At 56.4% G+C, this 20,046-nt stretch carries 24 protein-coding genes and 2 pseudogenes; 16 read left to right on the forward strand and 10 right to left on the reverse strand.

The genetic code is table 11. The annotated features are described in order from the left end of the window. Positions 1–143 precede the first annotated feature (143 nt). The 5 genes and pseudogenes from ACYZTW_RS22890 to ACYZTW_RS22910 form a co-directional block, all read right to left on the reverse strand. Positions 144–1,715 carry a sensor domain-containing diguanylate cyclase gene (locus ACYZTW_RS22890; RefSeq protein WP_462001916.1) on the reverse strand — a complete coding sequence of 524 codons (1,572 nt, stop codon included), beginning with the start codon at positions 1,713–1,715 and terminating at the stop codon, positions 144–146. 65 nt (positions 1,716–1,780) lie between these two features. Next, positions 1,781–2,179 (reverse strand): annotated as a pseudogene (locus tag ACYZTW_RS22895) (class II aldolase/adducin family protein); the annotation flags it as partial. A 138-nt stretch (positions 2,180–2,317) separates the two neighbouring features. Next, positions 2,318–2,713: a hypothetical protein gene (locus ACYZTW_RS22900; protein WP_462001917.1), complete on the reverse strand. Its 396-nt coding sequence runs from the start codon at positions 2,711–2,713 to the stop codon at positions 2,318–2,320. Positions 2,714–3,096: 383 nt separating this feature from the next. Then, positions 3,097–3,888, reverse strand: a complete 792-nt coding sequence (locus ACYZTW_RS22905; RefSeq protein WP_462001918.1) for a lipopolysaccharide biosynthesis protein — start codon at positions 3,886–3,888, stop codon at positions 3,097–3,099. A 70-nt stretch (positions 3,889–3,958) separates the two neighbouring features. Beyond that, the gene (locus tag ACYZTW_RS22910; protein WP_462001919.1) at positions 3,959–5,710 is read right to left on the reverse strand and encodes a L,D-transpeptidase family protein; all 1,752 of its coding nucleotides are present in this window, start codon (positions 5,708–5,710) and stop codon (positions 3,959–3,961) included. An 81-nt stretch (positions 5,711–5,791) separates the two neighbouring features. On the opposite strand from ACYZTW_RS22910, the gene ACYZTW_RS22915 reads away from it, so the two are divergent. From ACYZTW_RS22915 to ACYZTW_RS22940, 6 genes are all read left to right on the forward strand, one after another. Further along, entirely contained in the window at positions 5,792–6,496 is a 705-nt protein-coding gene (locus ACYZTW_RS22915; protein WP_462001920.1) for a murein L,D-transpeptidase catalytic domain family protein, read from the forward strand. Between the two features lie 108 nt (positions 6,497–6,604). Beyond that, a complete protein-coding gene (locus ACYZTW_RS22920; RefSeq protein ID WP_462001921.1) occupies positions 6,605–8,302 on the forward strand; it encodes a copper resistance system multicopper oxidase in 1,698 nt (565 codons plus the stop codon). A gap of 10 nt (positions 8,303–8,312) precedes the next feature. Beyond that, positions 8,313–9,200, forward strand: coding sequence for a copper resistance protein B (locus ACYZTW_RS22925; protein ID WP_462001922.1), 888 nt, complete (start codon positions 8,313–8,315; stop codon positions 9,198–9,200). Between the two features lie 56 nt (positions 9,201–9,256). After that, positions 9,257–9,628, forward strand: coding sequence for a copper homeostasis periplasmic binding protein CopC (gene copC / locus ACYZTW_RS22930; RefSeq protein WP_462001923.1), 372 nt, complete (start codon positions 9,257–9,259; stop codon positions 9,626–9,628). Between the two features lie 3 nt (positions 9,629–9,631). Beyond that, positions 9,632–10,567 (forward strand): copper homeostasis membrane protein CopD, encoded by a 936-nt coding sequence (copD, locus tag ACYZTW_RS22935; RefSeq protein ID WP_462001924.1) that lies wholly within the window; start codon positions 9,632–9,634, stop codon positions 10,565–10,567. 179 nt (positions 10,568–10,746) lie between these two features. After that, on the forward strand, positions 10,747–11,532 hold the full coding sequence (locus ACYZTW_RS22940) for a transporter substrate-binding domain-containing protein (RefSeq protein ID WP_462001925.1): 786 nt from the start codon (positions 10,747–10,749) through the stop codon (positions 11,530–11,532). 120 nt (positions 11,533–11,652) lie between these two features. Here ACYZTW_RS22940 and ACYZTW_RS22945 read toward each other — a convergent pair whose 3' ends face one another. Beyond that, the gene (locus ACYZTW_RS22945) at positions 11,653–11,871 is read right to left on the reverse strand and encodes a hypothetical protein (RefSeq protein WP_283183810.1); all 219 of its coding nucleotides are present in this window, start codon (positions 11,869–11,871) and stop codon (positions 11,653–11,655) included. A gap of 473 nt (positions 11,872–12,344) precedes the next feature. Between ACYZTW_RS22945 and ACYZTW_RS22950 the strand changes: the two genes are divergently transcribed. Both ACYZTW_RS22950 and ACYZTW_RS22955 read left to right on the forward strand, forming a co-directional pair. After that, on the forward strand, positions 12,345–12,614 hold the full coding sequence (locus tag ACYZTW_RS22950; RefSeq protein WP_150655358.1) for a short-chain dehydrogenase: 270 nt from the start codon (positions 12,345–12,347) through the stop codon (positions 12,612–12,614). Positions 12,615–12,946: 332 nt separating this feature from the next. After that, positions 12,947–13,195 carry a DUF3077 domain-containing protein gene (locus ACYZTW_RS22955; RefSeq protein ID WP_462005824.1) on the forward strand — a complete coding sequence of 83 codons (249 nt, stop codon included), beginning with the start codon at positions 12,947–12,949 and terminating at the stop codon, positions 13,193–13,195. A 94-nt stretch (positions 13,196–13,289) separates the two neighbouring features. On the opposite strand, the gene ACYZTW_RS22960 is transcribed toward ACYZTW_RS22955, so the two are convergent. The 3 genes from ACYZTW_RS22960 to ACYZTW_RS22970 all read right to left on the reverse strand — a co-directional run bounded on the left by ACYZTW_RS22960 (position 13,290) and on the right by ACYZTW_RS22970 (position 15,178). Beyond that, entirely contained in the window at positions 13,290–13,526 is a 237-nt protein-coding gene (locus ACYZTW_RS22960; protein ID WP_462005825.1) for a hypothetical protein, read from the reverse strand. A 127-nt stretch (positions 13,527–13,653) separates the two neighbouring features. Next, on the reverse strand, positions 13,654–14,055 hold the full coding sequence (locus ACYZTW_RS22965; RefSeq protein ID WP_462001926.1) for a hypothetical protein: 402 nt from the start codon (positions 14,053–14,055) through the stop codon (positions 13,654–13,656). Then, a complete protein-coding gene (locus tag ACYZTW_RS22970; protein WP_462001927.1) occupies positions 14,036–15,178 on the reverse strand; it encodes a polymorphic toxin type 44 domain-containing protein in 1,143 nt (380 codons plus the stop codon). Before ACYZTW_RS22970 ends, ACYZTW_RS22965 begins: the two co-directional genes overlap by 20 nt. Before the next feature lie 677 nt (positions 15,179–15,855). On the opposite strand from ACYZTW_RS22970, the gene ACYZTW_RS22975 reads away from it, so the two are divergent. From ACYZTW_RS22975 to ACYZTW_RS22990, 4 genes and pseudogenes are all read left to right on the forward strand, one after another. Further along, entirely contained in the window at positions 15,856–16,071 is a 216-nt protein-coding gene (locus ACYZTW_RS22975) for a hypothetical protein (protein ID WP_462001928.1), read from the forward strand. Between the two features lie 276 nt (positions 16,072–16,347). Next, positions 16,348–16,602 (forward strand): DUF1652 domain-containing protein, encoded by a 255-nt coding sequence (locus tag ACYZTW_RS22980; RefSeq protein WP_462001929.1) that lies wholly within the window; start codon positions 16,348–16,350, stop codon positions 16,600–16,602. Positions 16,603–16,727: 125 nt separating this feature from the next. Continuing rightward, on the forward strand, positions 16,728–17,117 hold the full coding sequence (locus ACYZTW_RS22985; protein ID WP_462001930.1) for a response regulator: 390 nt from the start codon (positions 16,728–16,730) through the stop codon (positions 17,115–17,117). A gap of 71 nt (positions 17,118–17,188) precedes the next feature. Beyond that, positions 17,189–17,500: pseudogene (locus ACYZTW_RS22990) on the forward strand (tyrosine-type recombinase/integrase); the annotation flags it as partial. A 69-nt stretch (positions 17,501–17,569) separates the two neighbouring features. Here ACYZTW_RS22990 and ACYZTW_RS22995 read toward each other — a convergent pair. Further along, the gene (locus tag ACYZTW_RS22995; protein WP_462001931.1) at positions 17,570–18,406 is read right to left on the reverse strand and encodes a MinD/ParA family protein; all 837 of its coding nucleotides are present in this window, start codon (positions 18,404–18,406) and stop codon (positions 17,570–17,572) included. Positions 18,407–18,721: 315 nt separating this feature from the next. Here ACYZTW_RS22995 and ACYZTW_RS23000 point away from each other — a divergent pair, with 315 nt between their 5' ends. From ACYZTW_RS23000 to ACYZTW_RS23015, 4 genes are all read left to right on the forward strand, one after another. Next, a complete protein-coding gene (locus ACYZTW_RS23000) occupies positions 18,722–19,033 on the forward strand; it encodes a hypothetical protein (protein WP_462001932.1) in 312 nt (103 codons plus the stop codon). A gap of 172 nt (positions 19,034–19,205) precedes the next feature. Continuing rightward, complete coding sequence (locus tag ACYZTW_RS23005) at positions 19,206–19,490, forward strand: hypothetical protein (protein WP_462001933.1); 285 nt, start codon at positions 19,206–19,208, stop codon at positions 19,488–19,490. Then, a complete protein-coding gene (locus ACYZTW_RS23010; RefSeq protein WP_462001934.1) occupies positions 19,487–19,738 on the forward strand; it encodes a hypothetical protein in 252 nt (83 codons plus the stop codon). Before ACYZTW_RS23005 ends, ACYZTW_RS23010 begins: the two co-directional genes overlap by 4 nt. Next, positions 19,735–19,983, forward strand: a complete 249-nt coding sequence (locus tag ACYZTW_RS23015) for a hypothetical protein (protein ID WP_462001935.1) — start codon at positions 19,735–19,737, stop codon at positions 19,981–19,983. Before ACYZTW_RS23010 ends, ACYZTW_RS23015 begins: the two co-directional genes overlap by 4 nt. Positions 19,984–20,046: the final 63 nt, after the last annotated feature.

The raw sequence follows: 20,046 nt of genomic DNA on the forward strand, positions 1-20,046 counted from the left end.
TTTGACGATCATCCGTGCGGTGGGGGGATCTGCCGGGATCGGCAGCGCTACCGCAACTCTAGACGATCAATTCAAGAGGATCTGACAGGCAGACAGCCGGCTGGCCGGGGTGTTGCACGGGTGAAACACCCTCGAGACACACCTCAACGATCCGAACGCATCAGTGCCTCGACACCGCCCTCCATCGACAGCACCGCCGAGCGGTTTCGCCCCGAATGCTTGGCTTGATACAACGCCGCATCCGCACGCTCGATGAACACTTCCATGCTGTCCCGCCCCGTCGGCACAAACGAATAACAGCCAAGACTGACCGTCACGAAGCCCGTGGGTGAACCGCTGTGGATGATGTTCTTGTCCATGACGCTGCGGCGGATCTGCTCGGCAATCACCATCGCGCCGTGAATGTCGGTGTCGGGCAGCAAAACCGCAAACTCCTCACCGCCGTAACGCACAGCCAAATCGGCTTTTCGATGGCAGCAGCCCTTCACCGCCCGCGCCACTTCAGCCAGGCAATGGTCCCCCGCCACGTGGCCGTAAGCGTCGTTGTAGGGCTTGAAGTAATCGATATCGAGCATGATCAGGCTCAGCGAACTCGACTGCCGGGCGCCACGGCCGAACTCGATGTCCAGCGCCCCCTCGAACAGCCGGCGATTGCCCAGGCCGGTCAGGCTGTCGTGGGTCGCGATCAGCTTCAGTGCTTCTTTCGCCTTGCGCAAATCCGCCTCGACCCGTTCGCCAACACGCACCTGATAAAGGAACATCCAACCGAACAGCCCCACGCCCAACACCACCAGGCCAACGATGACCGTGGAGCGAGACGCCGTGTCGTTCCAATCCTTGAGAATCGAATCCCTGGACGAGGCGGCAGACACGACCAGCGGATAAGTGTCGAGCTGACGGTAGCCATACAGCCGAACAACACCATCGACCAGCGAGCTGAACATTGCGTTACCGGAAGGCGCGTTGGGCAGCAATTTCTCAAAGATCTCGCCCTTGGCCAGTGATGTGCCAATCAGCGATTCCACAAACGGCCGTCGCGCCAGCAGCGTTCCGTCGGTCAGCCCCAAAAACATCGATCCGTTGTCATCAATGCTGAAGCTTTTGAAGAACTGATCGAAGTAGGCCATTTTGATTCCGGCCAACAAGACGCCCTGGAAATTGCCATTCTTGTCGTTCACCCGTTTGGATATCGGGATGATCCACTCGCCATTTTCCCGACTGCGAATCGCTGGCCCGATGTGCGCCAGGGACGAGACGTTCTGCTGGTGAAACTTGAAGTACTCGCGATCCGCCACACCCGGGCCACGTGGCAGATTTTCAAAGGAGCTAACGATCCACTGCCCCTTCTGGTCGAACAGAAATATCCCGTGCAATTGATTCAGCGCCTGTACCCGCCGGGCGAATGTTTTCTGCAAGCGTGACTTTTGGGGCGCGCCGAAACCGTCAGCCTGAATCCAGTCTGTCAGACTGGTCAGCACCAGATCGGCTTGCATGAAGGTGTCTTCGGCCTGCTGCGCCATGGCCCGCGTCAGGTTTGAAGACGCCACTTGCGCCAAGGCCAGGTCATGCCGGCGCGATTGCTCCAGTTGCAGGTACAGCAAACCGCACAAACTCAGGCACACGACCGCTATAAACAGCACCGCTGCTTTGCGCAGAGGTAACCGTTTCAACGTGACGCCGGTGGCATTGTGCGGATCGTGAAGAGGGATTGGCAAAAGCGCGTCCTGTAAGGGTAAGGCATGGGCAACGCCCCAAATCCCTTATTTTTTGTGAGCTTAGTCTACGGGGGGGTGTGGGGCAAATGTCCTTTGGCCAGTCGCCGCATCGCACTGTGTAAATGCGCCCGAGCACTTTCGGCATCCCCCAGGCACATTTGCTCATAGGCCCGCAGGGCAATCTCATGGGGCACCGGTTTGAGTTCGCGCTGGGTCGCCATCGCCATCAACTGCACCTGGGCGGCACGTTCAAGGTAATACAGATCGTCCCAGGCTTCGGCGATGGTCGGCCCGGCGACGATCACCCCTGTGGTTCTTCAAAAACAGAATGTCGGCATCGCCCATGACGCTGGCAATCCGGTCGCCTTCAGACTCGTCAAGCGCGAGACCGTTGTAGTCCTCATCCACCGCCGTACGGCCGTAGAATTTCAACGCCGTCTTTGCCCCAGCCACAGCAACGGCGGGCGGCGTTGATCAGCCGGGAGGGCGCGCTAACCGGATTACAACGGGCGTTGGTGGAGTTTTTGCGGGACGAGCTGGGTCAGGCATGATCACAAAGAATGGGCATACCACGAACGCCCATTCCTTCACGATAATCACCATCAAGGCGTGAGCTTCAAATGCCCGTTGACTCTCCCGCTTGCAGGGTCGACAAACCAATACTCATTATTGGCGACCTTCACTTGGCTGCATTCGGTGGGGTACCCATTAGGTATGACGCAAACAACACCCTCTTTCAGAGTCCATCGTTCTTTTTCCGGCGCGTTGGGCGCCATCTCGAACACATCGACACCATTGGGTAAAAAACTGATCGAGTAGGGGTGACTGCCTTGCCGGGTAGTTCCATAAAACTTCTTGCCCACTAACGTGCTGGTGATTTGCCCATCATCAAGCGTTACCGCTGATGAAGGCACCGGTGGCGGTTCATAGTTGCTGGTGGTGACGCAGCCCGCCAAACAGACCATCAGGATCGACGCGCCGAACTTTAATAAAGTCATGCCACACCTTCCTTGTAAGCCCCGGAAGAATGTCCGGATAAATCAAAGCTTAGGCGACGCTTATTTGCAGATCCGACGCAGGTGCCGAACGGTTGACGATCGATAAATTGCAAACAAAAAAAATGGGCGCCCCGAGGGTAATGCCAGTCAGTTAACCAATTTGTGCAACGACTCACTCTTTGTAGCAGCTGACGAAGCCTGCGTTCGGCTGCGAAGCAGTCGTGAAATCCGACAATGCGGTGTATCAGGAAAGCCGCCTACTCAGCATTTACGACTGCTTCGCAGCCGAACGCAGGCTTCGCCAGCTGCTACAGATCGCATTACGGCTTAACTGACCGGCATTGGCCCCGAGGGCGCCCATTTCAATAAAGCACGAACAATCTTTAGATCATCTTGTCGATCTCATACAACGTCACTCGGGGAATGAGCTCACCCGAAATCCTTGAGGAACTGGACAGGTTGTAGACTTGAAAATCATCATCCACGACGTACTTCGACAAGATCTCGAACGACGGCAGGATTCTCGTATAAAAATGCTGATCGAGCTGGCATGGCGACACGAACGTGTCGGCCCCTTCGTAAAAACGGCTCACTGACTGATACAAATCGACACCGACCAAAAACACCTTGGTAAACCCCACGTGATAGGCAATCTGCAAAGCCAGATAGGCCACCGTACGGGCATCAAAAAAACCGCGTTTAAGGTTCTTGCTGAAACCAAGGGTTCTATTGCGGCCATTTCCGAGCTTGCGACTTCTGACGAGTTCTTTATCGGCCCTGAAAACCAGGTCCGTCCAGGAGAGCTTGGGTGCTCGGCCGAGTAAATACAGTTCGCCCTCAGGCGCTACCGTCGTATGCCAGATGTGCTCTTGCCACAGTGCAACCCGCTGACTGATGCGCATGGCTTCTGAAAAAAATTCAGGCTGCTGTTGGGAAAAACCTTGATCCGTACAGGCATAAAAGAACGGTTTGATACCCGACCCGGAGAACATGGAGATGGCGCCATTCATCGTGATCATCGGAACGTCTGCAAACTTTTCCAGCGGAAAATCTTTAGCGGACGCCCCCGAGGCAATGATAAACACGGCACCTTTTTGGATGTTGCGGCACTCATCCAGGTCATGCACATCAAGCATACCCGTAATGAGTGACGATTTTTTTTGCGCATCATCCATCTTCAATTCCCTATCCCTTCCCGATGACCTGCCCTTTCCATACGGGCGACAAGTCCCAACTCCTTCATGGCTACTGCTGGTATTGCTCCATCGCGACAGCGGAAGTTCCTGCTCGTCGCACATCCAGAAGGGGCAGCTCCGAAGGCAGATTCAATCCCCGCAGTACCGCAGAATCGTATCCGTATACATCGGGTTTAAACATCACTCGACCATCGTTACTCAGGTCCACCGTCCAGTAAGCCAACAGCACCGGCACCTTGACGGGAAGCCGGATGTTTTCGGTCTTGCCGTTAGCCAACTGCGCTTGTATCCCGGCGCTATTCCAACGAACCGGGTCGTTGAACAACAGTTCTACCAACTGCAGCGGGTTCTCTACTCGTATGCAGCCTGAACTGGTGGCACGGCGCGATTGAGCAAACAACTCGCGATGCGGCGTGTCGTGGAGATAAATCGAATAGTCGTTGGGAAACCGAATGACCACCTGACCCAACGAATTATCCGGCCCGGCATCCTGTCGCAGCGTGATACCACGCGGGTTATCCCAGTCGACGGTCGACGGATCGAGTACATTCCCCTCTCGATCAAGGGCTCTTATACGGTTGGCGGCAAGGTAGCCAGGATCTCGTTGAATCTTCGGCAGCATGTCCTGGACGAGGATCGTCGGTGGCACGGTCCAAGTGGGGTTGAACGTTACATAAGTAATTTCGGCTTGAAACACCGGCGTACTGCGGAACGGCTTACCGACCTGAACCCGGGAACGCCATATCGCCTTACCGTCGCGATAGAGCGCAACTTTGTAACCCGCTATATCAACGATGACAAAAGTGCCCTGAAGTTTGTACAGCAACCAACGCGCGCGCTCCATGTTTACCCGAACCTGATCTATCCGTGCCTCTACGGGCACATTCAACGCAGCCAGTGTCGCGGCCCCCGCCACGCCATCCGCCCCCAGGTATTGCTCGGTTTGATACTTTTTCACCGCCGCGGCGACGCTGTCGTCGTAATCAGTGCGTTGCTTCTTTGATGGGGCCAGATAACCACCCGCCACCAAGCGTGCTCGCAACTGCGCGACAGAGGCGTCATCCATGCCTGGCTTGAGCGATTGGCCTTCGGCAATCTTCGGCCAGCCGCCAGCGTCCCGAACCTTGCGCAGTTGCGCCAGGCCCACGCGCAGGCTGCGGTAAACCGCCTCTTGGGGTGGCGCCTGTGCGAAGGCGCGCGCCACGTCATGAGCATCGAGCGCGGCGAACAAGTTATTCATGTCTCCACGAGGGTCGGCGCCGACGGGGTCGAAGTTCCAATGGATGTCCAGACGCGAAGGGTCAACCTTGCCGCGACTCAACTGCAGCAGCGCCGTGATAAAGGTCCGGGTGGCCGCGATATCGAACGCCGCCCGTTGCGCCACCGTCGGCTCTGTTGCCTGCATCGACGCCCTGGCGTTCGCCAACTCATCAATATGAAAGTCCGCGGGGTCCAGCCCGTCGGCCTGGGTGTCACTCAGGCTTTTCAATAACTGAATGACATCGCTGTCGTTCGCCCAGGCTGAGCGATAACCGCGATGCACGTAAAAATCCATGACCACGCGACTCGGATCCAGCCGTTGATGGCCACGTGAAGTGAGCAAGGGTGGAAACGCTGAACTCAATGGCTCAAGTGCCGCCTGAATCGTTTGAGCGACGAAGTCGTCGGGTGCGGCGCCAGGTCTGCTGATGACTGGAGATACCGGCTCAATCGGCGAAGTTTCTGCGATCGCTGCGCCGCTGATCAGAAAGCCCATAAAAAAGATGCGGCTTATGACGAATAACCTTGTTAACTGCCCCATGGATAATCCTTAATCGCCCCGTATTCAACGGCTAGCATCCTGCACACTGCTAGACTCGAAACATTAATGTGAGACTTACATATGGCGCCAGACCGCTTTGGTTTTCTATTCACGGCCTTGCTGCTGACGTCAGTTTCGGTACCGGCAGCCTACGCCGATTCACTTGAAGCCGCGCTGCTCAAAGCAGCACCAGGCGCTAACGCCAAAGTCATCGGGCTGGCCGTACGCGCTACCCAATGCAGCTTGGCCCAAGGTAAAGCACCTGTCCAAAGACTTGCCGTCATCGATTACTCACTGCCTTCGACCGAACAACGGTTGTGGGTGTTCGATCTGAAGAAACGTAAATTACTGTTCCATGAACTGGTTGCCCACGGTCGCAACAGCGGCGAGAACATGGCGGTCAAGTTCTCCAACCAGAATGAAAGCTTTGCCACCAGCCTTGGTTTGTACCGCACCCAATCGAGCTATGTCGGGCAGAACGGTTATTCCTTGCGTATGGAAGGACTGGAACCGGGCTTCAATGACAACGCATTTGAGCGGGCGATCGTTATTCACGGGGCGCCCTATGTCAGTCCGGTTCTTGCCCGAGCGAATGGCCGGATTGGTAGAAGCCTGGGGTGTCCGGCTGTGCGGCCGGCGATTGCGCATAAGTTGATTGATTCGATGAAAGATGGACAGTTGTTGTTTTCTTATTATCCGGATCAGCGTTGGTTGAAGTCGTCTTCGTATATCAATTGCGGTGGCAGCACCGTAGCCGCAGCCTCAACGCCCGATACACGCCAATAAATACGGCATGAACCTGTCAAAACTGTAATCCCCGCCTCAGCCTGCTGAAAGGCACCGCCCGTTAGCCTCGTCGTCAATCTCTTCACGCTGACGGACCGGGAAAACGGCATGCATTCCAACACATCAAGACGCACCTTCGTGAAGGGGCTGGCCGCGGGCGGGCTCCTCGGCGGCCTCGGGTTATGGCGCACGCCTGTCTGGGCGGTCACCAGCCCTGACGAGCCTCAGGTTTTGGCGGGCACCGATTTCGACCTGCTCATCGGCGAAACCCCGGTCAACTTCACCGGCAACCCGCGAACGGCGATGACCATCAATGGCGGTATTCCCGGCCCCCTTCTGCGCTGGCGAGAAGACGACACCGTTACATTGCGGGTGAAGAACAAACTCAAGGACAACACCTCCATTCACTGGCACGGCATTTTACTGCCGGCCAACATGGACGGTGTGCCGGGCCTGAGCTTTCACGGCATCGAACCGGGTGGGATGTACATCTATCAATTCAAGGTTCGGCAGAACGGCACTTACTGGTACCACAGCCATTCGGGTTTTCAGGAACAGTCCGGCGTTTACGGGCCGTTGGTGATCGATGCGAAGGAGCCGGAGCCTTTCCAGTACGACCGCGACTATGTGGTGATGCTGACCGACTGGACCGACGAAGACGCCGTCGACCTGATGAAGACGCTGAAAAAACAGTCCGATTACTACAACTACAACAAACCCACCGTGGGTGATTTCATCCACGACGTCAGCGAGAAGGGTTGGGGGCCCACAGTCGCCGATCGAAAGATGTGGGCCGAAATGAAGATGAACCCCACGGACCTGGCCGATGTCAGCGGCGCGACTTACACCTACTTGATGAACGGCCAGGCGCCGAACTCGAACTGGACGGGCATGTTCCGTCCGGGCGAGAAATTGCGCCTGCGCTTCATCAACGGCTCCGCCATGACGTATTTCGACGTGCGCATTCCCGGGTTAAAAATGACGGTGGTCGCTGCGGATGGGCTGCACGTCAAACCGGTGAGTGTCGATGAGTTTCGCATTGCGGTGGCGGAGACCTTCGATGTGATCGTCGAGCCAACGCAAGAGGCTTACACCCTCTTCGCCCAATCGATGGACAGAACCGGCTATGCGCGCGGCACCCTCGCGGTAAAGGTCGGCTTGTCTGCGCCAGTGCCGCCACTGGATCCGCGGCCGCTGGTGACCATGGATGACATGGGCATGGGCGGGATGGATCACGGCAGCATGGCGGGCATGGATCACAGCGCCATGGCCATGCCCGGCATGCAGTCTCATCCCGAGACGGAAAAAGACAACCCGCTGGTGGACATGCAAGCCATGAGCACCGCCCCCAAACTCGACGACCCCGACCTGGGCCTGCGCAACAACGGCCGCCGCGTCCTGACCTATTCCGACCTGCGCAGCACCTTCGAAGACCCGGACGGCCGCGAGCCCAGCCGTACTATCGAACTGCACCTTACCGGCCACATGGAAAAATTTGCCTGGTCGTTCAACGGCGTGAAGTTCTCCGATGCCGAACCTGTGCGCCTCAGATACGGCGAGCGGGTTCGGGTGGTGCTGGTCAACGACACGATGATGACCCACCCGATCCATCTGCACGGCATGTGGAGCGACCTCGAAGATGAGAACGGCGAGTTCATGGTGCGCAAACACACCATCGACATGCCGCCTGGTTCCCGACGCAGCTATCGGGTGACCGCCGACGCACTCGGCCGTTGGGCCTATCACTGCCACCTCCTGTATCACATGGAAATGGGCATGTTCCGTGAAGTTCGCGTGGAAGAATGAGGCGCTACCCATGACCAGACTCACTCCAATCTCATTGGCACTCGTGACCGCGAGCCTGACGCTCTCTTCGGCGATGGCCGCCACCGACGACATGCAGAACATGGATCACAGCCAGATGCAGGGCATGGACCCTAGCCAAATGCAAAGCATGGACGACGGCCAGATGCAGCCCGCCGCGCCGACCGAAAGCCGCACGCCGATCCCGGCCCTGACCGATGCCGACCGCGCCGCCGTGTACGCCAGCCCGACCGGCCACGGCGTGCATGACACCGCGCTCAACTATTACTTGCTCGCCGACAAACTCGAATGGCAGGACGCTGATGACGGCAGCACCCTGGCCTGGGATCTCTCCGGCTGGATTGGCGGCGACATCGATCGCCTGTGGCTGCGCTCCGAAGGCGAGCGCACCAACGGCAAAACCGAAGACGCTGAAATCCAGGCCCTGTGGGGCCACGCCATCTCCCCTTGGTGGGACGTGGTGAGCGGCGTTCGCCAGGACTTCAAACCCGGCGACCCGCAAACCTGGGCCGCGTTCGGCGTGCAAGGAATGGCGCTGTACAACTTCGAAACCGAAGCCACCGCCTTCATCGGCGAAGGCGGCCAAACCGCTGCGCGACTGGAAGGCGACTACGACATCTTGCTCACCAACCGACTGATTCTGCAGCCGACCGCCGAGCTGAATGTCTACGGCAAAAACGACCCGCAACGCGGCATCGGCTCAGGACTATCCAACACCGAAGCCGGCCTGCGGCTGCGCTATGAAATCCGCCGGGAAATCGCGCCCTATATCGGCGTGACCTGGAACCGTACCTACGGCAAAACCGCCGACTACGCCAACGATGAAGGTGAGGATCGCAGCGAAGCACGCCTCGTTCTTGGCGTTCGGCTGTGGTTCTAAACGTATTAACTCAACAACCAAAAAAACAACCGCTTCGCGCGGTAAAGAGGCCTTGCATGCGCACAATCAAAATCACCGCTGTTGCCCTCGGATTGCTGATGAGCACACTCGCTCAAGCGCACCCGAAACTGCTTTCCTCCACTCCGGCCGAAGGCGCGGATGGCGCAGCACCCGGCACCATCGAACTGCACTTCTCGGAAAACCTCATGACCCAGTTCTCCGGCGCAAAATTGGTCATGACGGAAATGCCCGGCATGGCGCACTCCCCCATGCCCATGAAAGCCAAAGTCTCTGGTGGTAGCGATCCGAAAACCATGGTCATCACACCGCTTTCGCCATTGCCCGCCGGTGGCTACAAAGTCGAATGGCGCGCGGTGTCTTCGGACACCCACCCGATCACCGGCAACGTCACGTTCAAAGTGAAGTGATCAATGAGCGACTTGGTCAGCATTGCGCTGCGCTTTGGGTTGTATGTGGATTTGATGTTGCTGTTTGGCCTGGCGCTGTTTGGGCTGTACAGCCTGAAAGAACGGGAACGGGTGTCAGGCGTAGCACTGCCGTTTCGGTCGATGTTGACGTGGACGGCGGTGCTGGGTGTGCTGTTTTCTGCTGCCAGCATGGTGATGATGGCGAGCGCCATGAGCGGTGAGACGGACTTTGCCGAGCTGCGTCCGCATATCGAGATGATGGTGTTTGAGACGGACGTGGGGTTGGCCTGGGTCGTGCGCATCATCGCGCTGGTTATCGCCAGTTTGGCAGTGATGCTCAATCAACGCGCGCCCGGATTCAGCCTGCTGATCGCGTCTTTTGTCGGCGCTATCGCCTTGGCCAGCCTGGCCTGGAGCGGTCATGGGGCGATGGATGAAGGCAGCCGTCGTTATTGGCATTTCATCACTGACATCTTGCATCTGTTGGCTTCGGGGGCCTGGCTCGGTGCGCTGGTCGCGCTTGCCTTGATGGCAAAGATCAACGATCTGCAAACCGAGGAACGCATCAGATTGCTGGCTCGGGCTGTCAGCCGATTTGAATGGTTGGGCGCGGTGATCGTGGTCGTCATCACGGTCACGGGAGTCGTGAATTACCTGTTCATCGTGGGCCCAAAGCTCGACGATGTGTTGCTCAGTACCTACGGGATTTTGCTGTCCATCAAGATTGCGCTGTTTGCCGGGATGCTGGCACTCGCCGCGCTGAACCGGTTTCACCTGGGACCGTTTTTGGAGCGGTCGTTGCGTGAGGGTCAGTATCGGGTGGCGGCGAATACGTTGCGGCGCAGCGTGGTGGTTGAATTGACAGCGGCGGTGTTGATTGTGGGGTTGGTGGCTTGGTTGGGGACGTTGAGTCCGGAAATGGAGATGACGGGGCAATAGTTCTTGCGGCGACACTCGAAAAGTGCGACGCCTGACGGATGAGCAACACGCGTGGATTATCGACTACTGCAAATACCGGTTGGGAATCGAGACTGATTTGAAAACTCAGGATGATGTTGAGCGCTGCAGTAAAAAATAAGTACTCTCAGCCCCCACTCCATCATGGAAGCCGGATAACAATGAACAACCTAAAAAGCACAATGATGCTCGGTGGCCTGCTCGCTCTATCGTTTGGCGCTCAGGCAGAGCAATCGCATCTGGACAGCGTCATCCAACAAGGCCAACTGCGCGTGTGCACAACAGGCGACTACAAACCCTATACCGTCAAAGCCGAAGACGGCGAATACTCGGGCATCGACATCGCCATGGCCCGCTCGCTGGCCGACAGCCTGGGCGTCAAAGTCGAGTGGGTGCAGACCACCTGGAAAACCCTGATGCCCGACATGCTCGCGGGCAAATGCGACATCGGCGTCGGCGGCATCTCGGTCACGCTGGAGCGCCAGAAAAAAGCCTTCTTCAGCACCACGCTGGACGTCGACGGCAAGATCCCGCTGGTGCGCTGCGAGGAGCAGGCGTTGTACCAGACCGTCGAACAAATCAACCAGCCTTCGGTTCGCTTGGTCGAACCGGCCGGCGGCACCAACGAAGCCTTTGTTCACGCCTTTCTACCCAAGGCGCAATTACGGCTTCACGACAACGTGACCATCTTTCAGGAGCTGCTGGACAAGAAGGCTGACGTAATGATCACCGATGCTTCGGAAGCGCTGTATCAGCAGAAGCTTAAACCCGGTCTGTGCGCGGTGAACCCGAAGCAGTTCATGCAATACGGCGAAAAGGCTTACTTGCTACCGCGTGATGACATGACTTGGAAGTTGTACGTCGATCAGTGGTTGCACCTGGCCAAAGTCACGGGCAACTACCAAAAAGTTTTGGGTCAGTGGATAGCGACACCCGAGCCCAAATAACCGCCACGCACACACTCCCAGTAGCAGCTGGCGAAGCCTGCGTCCGACTGCGCAGCAGTCGCCAACCCAAAGCACACGGCACATCAGGCAAAACGCAAAACGGCGGAAACACTTCCGCCGTTAATCGTCGTGCAACAACCCCGAACTGTACTCGCCGAAGCTGTTGCCGAGCGCACTGCCATGGAAATTCATCTTATTGGGGTTGTTGGTAGGCCCCGGACCAAAACCGGCAGACGGCAGGGTGGCTTCCGAATATTCGCTATGGGTGCTTGCACCCGAACAGGCGCTCAATAGCAACGCACCACCGATCAGCACGACTTTTAAGAGATTCGAGATCATTTTTCAGTTCCCTGTGGGTTAGAAGCACGGTGACCTTAGGTCCTTATCCTATGCCACAAGACCACAAGGAATTATGAAACTTTGCTCGGCGACAGCATTGGTTCAGGTACTGATTGCTTGAGGCAAAAAAGGGCGTTCCCCAGACAAACTGTCAAAAGAGCAACGTCCTACACGACTCTGGGAATTGTCCGTACACTTGCGCATTGCTGTGCTTTTGTCACGAGGCCTATAGTCCACCCAACGCCAAAATGGCGTGTCGGGTTTGGCGACTCGATGGCAATTGAACTGAATCCTTCGACTATTTTCGAAGCGTTTCGGAACGCACTTAGCTGCCTGTTTTATGGTGGCTGTGCGCGGGAGACCTTAGGGTCTGCCGGTTTCTCCATTGCCCGGTTCGCCAACCCGCGTACGGCTACCACCCATTCGTTTGGCGACGATTGAGTAGTAGTTTTCACAAATTAATGGAGCTTCACATGAAAGAATTTATGGCTTTAACCAGCAACGCCGACGACCTTCCCTCGCTGTATGTAAACACCACCCAACCGCTGCACTCACTGCTTAGCACCGCACGCTACCGAATTGGCGCGGTAACGCAGATCCTGGAAAACCTCGCGATGCGCGGCGATATCACCACGGACTCGGTGATACTCAGCGATTTTGCAATGCTTTGCTGCATACCGTTGCGCGATGGCTGCGATGTGCTGGATGTCATTGCGCGACGTATGGATGCTGAACCGTCCTGACGTCACAAAGGGGCGCCCACCCGGACGCCCCTCCGCCCTCACAGGGGGTTGGCAGCATAAGCCGTCCTGTTTACCGCTCTTGCGGTTTGCCCGAGTACTATCAATCACATTAACTAGTCAGCATAAATACGCACCCTTCGGAATCTCCGATGACCACTACCAAAAAAACCGATAAACGCTACAGAAAAGTCATTCGTAAAGAATTGACGTTCCTGGATATTCGGGAAGCAGTACGTGATGGGCAGAAAGTGTTCGATACGTTTGTGATCACTGGCAAGCTTCCTAGTACAAAGTAGGCCTGAATGCCGGTTACGAAAAATTACGAAAAATAAATCCGTCCCCTTTTCTGTTCACTGTTCCACGTCAGCGCCGGCGCTCCTGTCGACGCAGCACTGGCAATGGCTTCAGATCTACTATTCCTAGCAAAGGCGCTTTCAAAGGATGCCGCCTATGACAGAGAAACTGACCGTTTTTCGTGGGCCGCGCACTATTTGACGGCTCTGGGGAAAGCGGTGAGTGATGATGTGGTCAAAGCGGTTACGCCTCGACCTGTTAGGCCGAGTATGAAAGTCGCAAAATAGCGGCCATTCACTCCAGATGTTTGCCCCGACCTTGTCGGGGCCTCTGAACAAATGCCGCAGTGCATGAGCAACGACCCTACCTGAAACGCCACATTTACTTTTTCGCGCACATCTCGACGTCAGCCTGCGTCTTCACTTCCGTTTCAATGCCCAATCTGTATTTGCAATAGTCGATGATGTCCTGGCGTAATTCATCGTTCAGCTTCTCTACCTTCCGGTAGTCACCGTCGTTGGCGTGAATATTGAAGAACTTCATTCTCAACGTAGGCGTCTTTTTCACGAAGAAGATGGTGTTGACCTCACCGTCTGCAACCTCGTTGTAGTAGCCAATATTTTGAACAAAGGGGACGGATCTATTTTTCTCATAGAAAACAAATCCGTCTCCTTTAGCTTCTAAAAGAGGGGCACATCTAAACTGGATATGGCCCTCTTTTTTATTTACCCCCGGACGAGACTTGTTAGCCCGTCGGCAATGGCCCACACGGCTCAATGCGGCGACTGTCGGTGCGACTGCTATCAATCTCACCCTGTGGCCCAATGTAAATGTCAGTATTAGGCCATGTCGGTTTGACGCGGATGCAGTGCGATTTGCCTTCGTTGTTCCAGTCAAACTCCATGAAAAACTTCTTATCAGGGAAGATGTGACCGGGACCTCCAGTCACTTCGCCGGGGTAAATTTCGCCCTTGGAGATGTCGTGCTGGACATTCAAGATGTAGCCAAGCCGACCCTGGCCTTTCTCGGAAAAGTAGAAATTCACCTGAGGCGTAGCGAAATACCAAAAGATGATGGGCGCCAGGAACAGCATGATAAGCCAGCGCCAGATGTGCCGCGGGCGGGATTTACTTACAGATGTGGTCACGGATGCCATCCCCCCAGCTTGAGCGCGGTAGAGCTAACACTTCGCTCATCAACATTTTCGCTGTTATCCCGCCGTTTGGGTGCTGCCTGTAGAGTTTGACGCCGATGCTGATAGACACTCTGTCTCCAATATCATCCCACGCCCGCATCCCTTCGATGTCTGCCGACCGGTGCGGCCCCTGTCTTTTATCCCACTTTTGAATTTTGCGGATGGAGTCCGAGGCGATCTGCTCAACACCTGCGCCATCCAGCAGAACGCCTTCGGAAAGTCCTCCCGCCATGCCGACGTATCCGTAATGTACGTTCGACCAGATGTCATAGAAATAATCAACCTTGCCCTGTTTCTGCCAAGGCCCGCCAAACTGTTCTCCTATCGTAACTTTGTGATCCCACGGTCTGTTCTGGCCAACCCGCTCTGCCCAAAGAGCCATTGCGGCGCCCTTGTTCCCAAGTTCCATGGCTTCGAAGTTGGGCGGAGACAGGCGGGCATACCAGGCCTTTTGCTGAAGCTTCTTATATTCAGTAGCAGCGTCAAAGCTGTTGAGCTTCTTCATCTTCACCACTGACGGGTGAGTAATGTTGCGGTTCATTTCACCAGCAATGTAACTCGCGACCTCTTCCATTAAGTCAGGGTCTTTGCAAACGGCAGGCTCCGGTTTCTTCTCTTCTACCTTAGGTGCGAAAGGTGGGGTTGCCTGAGCAGCAGGGTCTACCAAAGCATTCGCAGCAGAGGCCTTCTCTGTCAGCTTCGGATCAGCCAGCAGGGTTGCCATGCGTTCTTCATCCACGGAGCCATCAGGACGGATTGCACCCAGGACGGCAAAGTTGATGATTGATGCACCAGGAGCGGCCCCCATGACAAAACCACCGCCGACATCGCCTGATCCGGTGATGATGGTTCCACCATGGCTGGTAGGGCTACCCAAGTGCGCCATGGGGCGCCCATTCACTTGAATGGAAGGAAACCCTGTAGTGATAACAGCGCCACAGCCGCAGGTATCACCAACACGGGCCGAGCCCATGAAGTTAATGTTCGTGTCAGCGCTGGCGGAGGCAATGGGCGTAGTGCCGTGTCCCGGCAATGGGCAGACATGCTTATCGCCCAGTCGTGCAGAAGAGATCATTCGTCGTCCTTGATACATCTTTGAATCCCGGCCTGAGGCTGGGGGCAGCTTCACATTACTGGGAACTCCAAGTGCTGACTGTAGGGAAATTCCTAAAAGCCACCCTCGATTCCCTGCTCCATGTCATTGATGAGGTGAATGATAACCGCTCTGGTACGGCGCGTTGAATGATGGCAGATCGCTTTCCGCGAATCGGAATCAATGTTGTCCATTTCTGATGACCCCGGCTGGCTCCTCCACTGAAAAATGGGGACAGACTTATTTACTCATAGCGATCCAGTCGATTTCCTCCCATACCGTTGCTCAGATTTCCTGAACAATCACAGTAAGCCTCGCCTAAACCCCACAACCCCAATCCTGATAAACTCCCCACCTCCCAGCCTCACCCATTTCAGAACCGCCAATGCCCCCAATCACCGCCACACCCGCCCCGCTCTCCCGCCGCTTCTCCGTCGCCCCGATGATGGACTGGAACAACTTTCCACACTGCACCAGTAAATAAAGGCCTAAAGACGCATTCCTAAACCCATGACCAGCATCGTACCAGCAACATTTACACCCCCTCGAATCCCGGCCCCTCTCTCATCCGCTAAAGCAGATTTTAAGCAACCGCTTTCGGCTCCAATCCTGGGCATTGTCGCTGCTATGCTTGGATTTTCTCGAAAGGAGTCGACGTCATGCCTGATGACTATTCACTGTCGGATGTACTGCAAAGGATTTACCAGAACCAACTGGCGCTCGAGGCAGCAGTGATGGAGCTGACGTTACGAGTGGAAAAGCAGGGGGTGGCCGAGATTGGTGACAATGTGCGCGGAGCACTTCAAACCATCAGTGAAAATGCAGGCCATATCAAACAAGGCCTGGCACGACTGAAGAGACGGGATATCGATTAGCAGATTGCGCATAAGAGGCTTGCCAGCTGCTTCAGGGACGAGCTGATTGGACTGCAACTGGCGAGGCGCTTGCCTGAAGCTGATGGATCGGGACTGACCCACAGCGTTTCAAAGCCGCGAGAGGAAAATGATCTGCCCCTTCGGGAGCTCAGGTCTAAACTTTAATATGGGCTCCTGCGATGAGCTTAAAGAGACTATCAAGCACCTGCTTTCCGGACGCTTTTTCAACCCAGCCTGACAACAGTCATATGGCTGACTCCGTCGAGGTACGCCGCCATGTTATCGACTCTAGAACTACGCCACCTCGTAGAGCAAAGCTTCCTCCCGATCCGCTGCGAATGTACTGTGGACGTGCCGGCAGCGCTGACCGTTCGTTTTTATCAAGGCGCCTCGAATCAAGAGGTCCTCATTGTCACCGGGATCTCGATTGCCCAGTTCAACAACGGTTATGCCATCGAAACCCTTATCGCGGATCTGCGATCCGACCTCGAACGTGTCAGTTCTGCTCCTCTTTACACATTCCGTGAATAGGTAGCCGCGCAGCCAGCGCCCCCCTACTACCCCACGCTACCAAAATTACCCTTTGCCATGCCTTTCCTGAAAAAAGCTTACACTGGACATTCAAACCCACGGTTAATCCGAAGAAGGAGTCCTCAGTGACCGTGAATTGGGATGATGTGCCTACCGCTCGACACGTGGTCATCATTGAGGACGAACCGATGGTTCGGATGCTTTTGCAAGAATCGCTAGCTGAGATTGGCTTTTCATCAGCGACTTTTGACAATGCTGTCTCAGGACTAACTCATCTGTTCCGCGTACAAGGCGATTGCTGCCTGATCATTGCAGATCAGGGACTGCCTGGAGGGATAGAAGGCACCGAGTTTATCCGCATGGTCAACGAAAGGTGGCCATCCATTCCATCGATACTCACCTCTGGTTACTTCGTAGAAGAGCAACTGATCCCGCCATCGACTGCTTACCTGCATAAGCCTTACACCCTGAAGCAGTTAGAGAAGAGCATCGCTATTGTCATGCGTCACGAATAAAGCTGGCGTTAGCTTCGCTGATATACGCCACCTTGTCCCTTAGCTATTCGCAAACCCGAACGGTTCTGGAGGCTTGGATGCATCAGGCCCACGTCCGCAGCGAGGGCTTCTTGTTTCCGACCCGGTTGCACGACTCAGACCATCTCTCCACCTGACAATACGCTCGAATAGTCAACGCGTGGGTGACCGTCATTGGCCTTGACCCAACCATGTACGGTACTCACACACTACGGCGAACCAAGGCATCGCTGATCTATCGCAGGACGAAGAACCTGAGAGCTGTCCAGCTCCTGCTTGGTCATACGAAGTTTGAAAGCACCGTCAGATACCTGGAAATTGAGGTCGATGATGCCCTGGAAATGGCGGAACAGACGGAAGTCTGACCACCCACCGCGACGGTCTATTTTAGATCGTCGATGTCCGGCCATAAGCGGTCGCCCCAATCACACCACTCATACGGCCTGGAGAGAAATGTCAGTTTCTCGGACGAGTCGCTCAACGAAGAACTCCATATGCCCTCTGGGGACAGTCAGCAAAGGCCAAGTGTCGACCTTTAAAGCGATATTCTGAAATGCTTGGGCGCACTTGGAACGCGGAAAGTGTTCGTAGACTGCTCGCTGCTTCTGCACTGCCCTACGCGCACATTCATCGTACGGAACCGCTCCCACATACTGCAGGGATACGTCGAGGAAGTGATCGGTGATCTTGGTCAATTTAGCGAACAGGGCGCGACCTTCCTGCGGGCTCTGCGCCATATTGACCAGCACCCGGAAACGGTCCATTCCGTAATCACGATTAAGCAGTTTGATCAGTACATAGGCATCGGTGATCGAGGTTGGTTCATCGCAGACCACCAGCAGGACTTCGTGGGCCGCCCGGACGAGACTGACCACCGACGCGCCGATGCCCGCAGCTGTGTCAATCACCAGCACATCGAGACTGTCACCGATTTCACTGAAGGCCTGGATCAGGCCGGCGTGCTGAGCCGGAGACAAATGCACCATGCTCTGGATGCCTGAAGCCGCGGGGACGATTCGCACCCCGCCCGGACCGCGCACAAGTACATCGGATAGCTCACAGCGACCTTCGATTAAATCGGCAAGCGTGTACTGCCGGGAGAGCCCCAACAGAACATCGATATTCGCCAAGCCAAGATCGCCATCAAGCAATACGACTCGCCTTCCAAGTTTCGCCAGCGCCAATGAAAGATTCACTGCCACAGTCGTCTTGCCGACGCCGCCCTTTCCGCCGGTCACAGCGATAACTTGTACAGCACGCACACCATCCATGTTATTGATTCCCTTCCATGTGCAACAGGTGCGAGTAGTCGGCTCCAAAGCCCTAGACTGCGTCGCTACGGTTTGTAAAACAAACCCAATTAAAGCAGGTGATCTCTCTTTAGCAATGATTACCGTTGGCCCACCGGGGCTGGAGATTTCGACCCCGAGAAACCGACACGTGCAAATGGCACCAGAACCTCCCCGCTTCGCTACGCGTGGGGCCTGTTTCTGGTCCTCGATATTTTTCCCAACTAGACTGCACTATCGACGCAGGGCCTCTGGATTGACGCAATGCCGGGCATTTGCCCGGAAGGAGATTCACCTATGCAGCGCCTCGTCAACTCGCATGAGCGGCGTGACCCACGGCCCGTGCGCCTGCCGACCCCTGCCCTGCAACGCGCTTGGCAACACGCGCAATTAGGCATAGATCGTTCCACGAATACGCTGCTGATCCTGCACCATGTATCAATCGCCCAAGGCTTTGTCTGGGCCGTGCAGATTAGCGATCTGGTGACTGATGACGAGGCCCGGGAGATGAACGTGGCCATCAGTCACGCCGAGCGCGCCGCCTTCTGGCGCCTCGCGGGAGGCGAACGACAACCGGCCGTGACCGTGGATGCCGCCGCGAACGAGTGACCATGCGTTACCCATAACGGCGTTTATGTCAAACAGGCCTCTACACTTTGCGTCGGTGTGGGGCCCTTTTTTTGCCGCGCGGTAACCATGGCCCCCGGCACTGGTCTACCGAGACACGGCCCTCTGGTTTGACGCAGAGGGGGGGGCACTGATTAAAAAGGGAGATTCGTTCATGGCGCACACCATGCTTCCCCAGCACTACTATCGCGCCGTCCAGGACGGGCATGACCAGTTCATCGCTGGCCATTTTTACAACGGGCGGTTTTACGATCGCCATCAATTCATCGGGCAGATCGATGACGACGGCGCCTTCCGTTATTTCGAAGGCCAGGACAACGGCCGGCCGACCTTCCCCGAACACATCGCCGGCCACGTTCAGGGCCTGGTGTTGATGCTCAAGGATGGCACCCTGTTTAACCTGGTCGAGGTGGATCGTCATAGTTTGGAGGCGCCATGAGTGCGCATGAGCGGGACGCGGCGCGGCAGCGGTTGAATGAGGGGGTGCAGGCGTGGACCGACCGCTGGGGGATGGTCAATGGTGTGCTGATCTGCGTCAAGTGCGGCACCCGGCAAAGGCCCAGCGAGGCGAACGTCCCGTTTTCGCATTCTATAACCTGCGCGCTGCGCGATGACCTTGCGTATCGGCAGCCCTGGCTAAAGCTGGCCGACCTGTTGCGCGATTTACCCGCGGGCGCGGGCGCATGATCGGCGCAGGCCTTCATGAGGACGCGCTCGCGCACTTGGTGGGCGTCAACGCGGTGCGGGAATTCATCGTCGGCCGTGACGCCAGTGGCACCAAATGGACCGTTTCGGTGCGCTTGGGCGGGCCGTCGTCGCGTCTGGTCCCCATACGCTCCCGGCGCGAAGCGGTGCGCACCTGGGCCAGCCTGACGGCCGTGGGCAAGTTCGCCGACCACCTCGGCCTCAAGGGCTTTGCCGTCGAGTTGTGAGCCGCTTAGACGCCCAGGGCTGGCGCCGCTGGGGCCACGGCGTCGACGACCCGCCGACTCGGA

This window comes from Pseudomonas sp. LB3P25 (assembly GCF_054897985.1).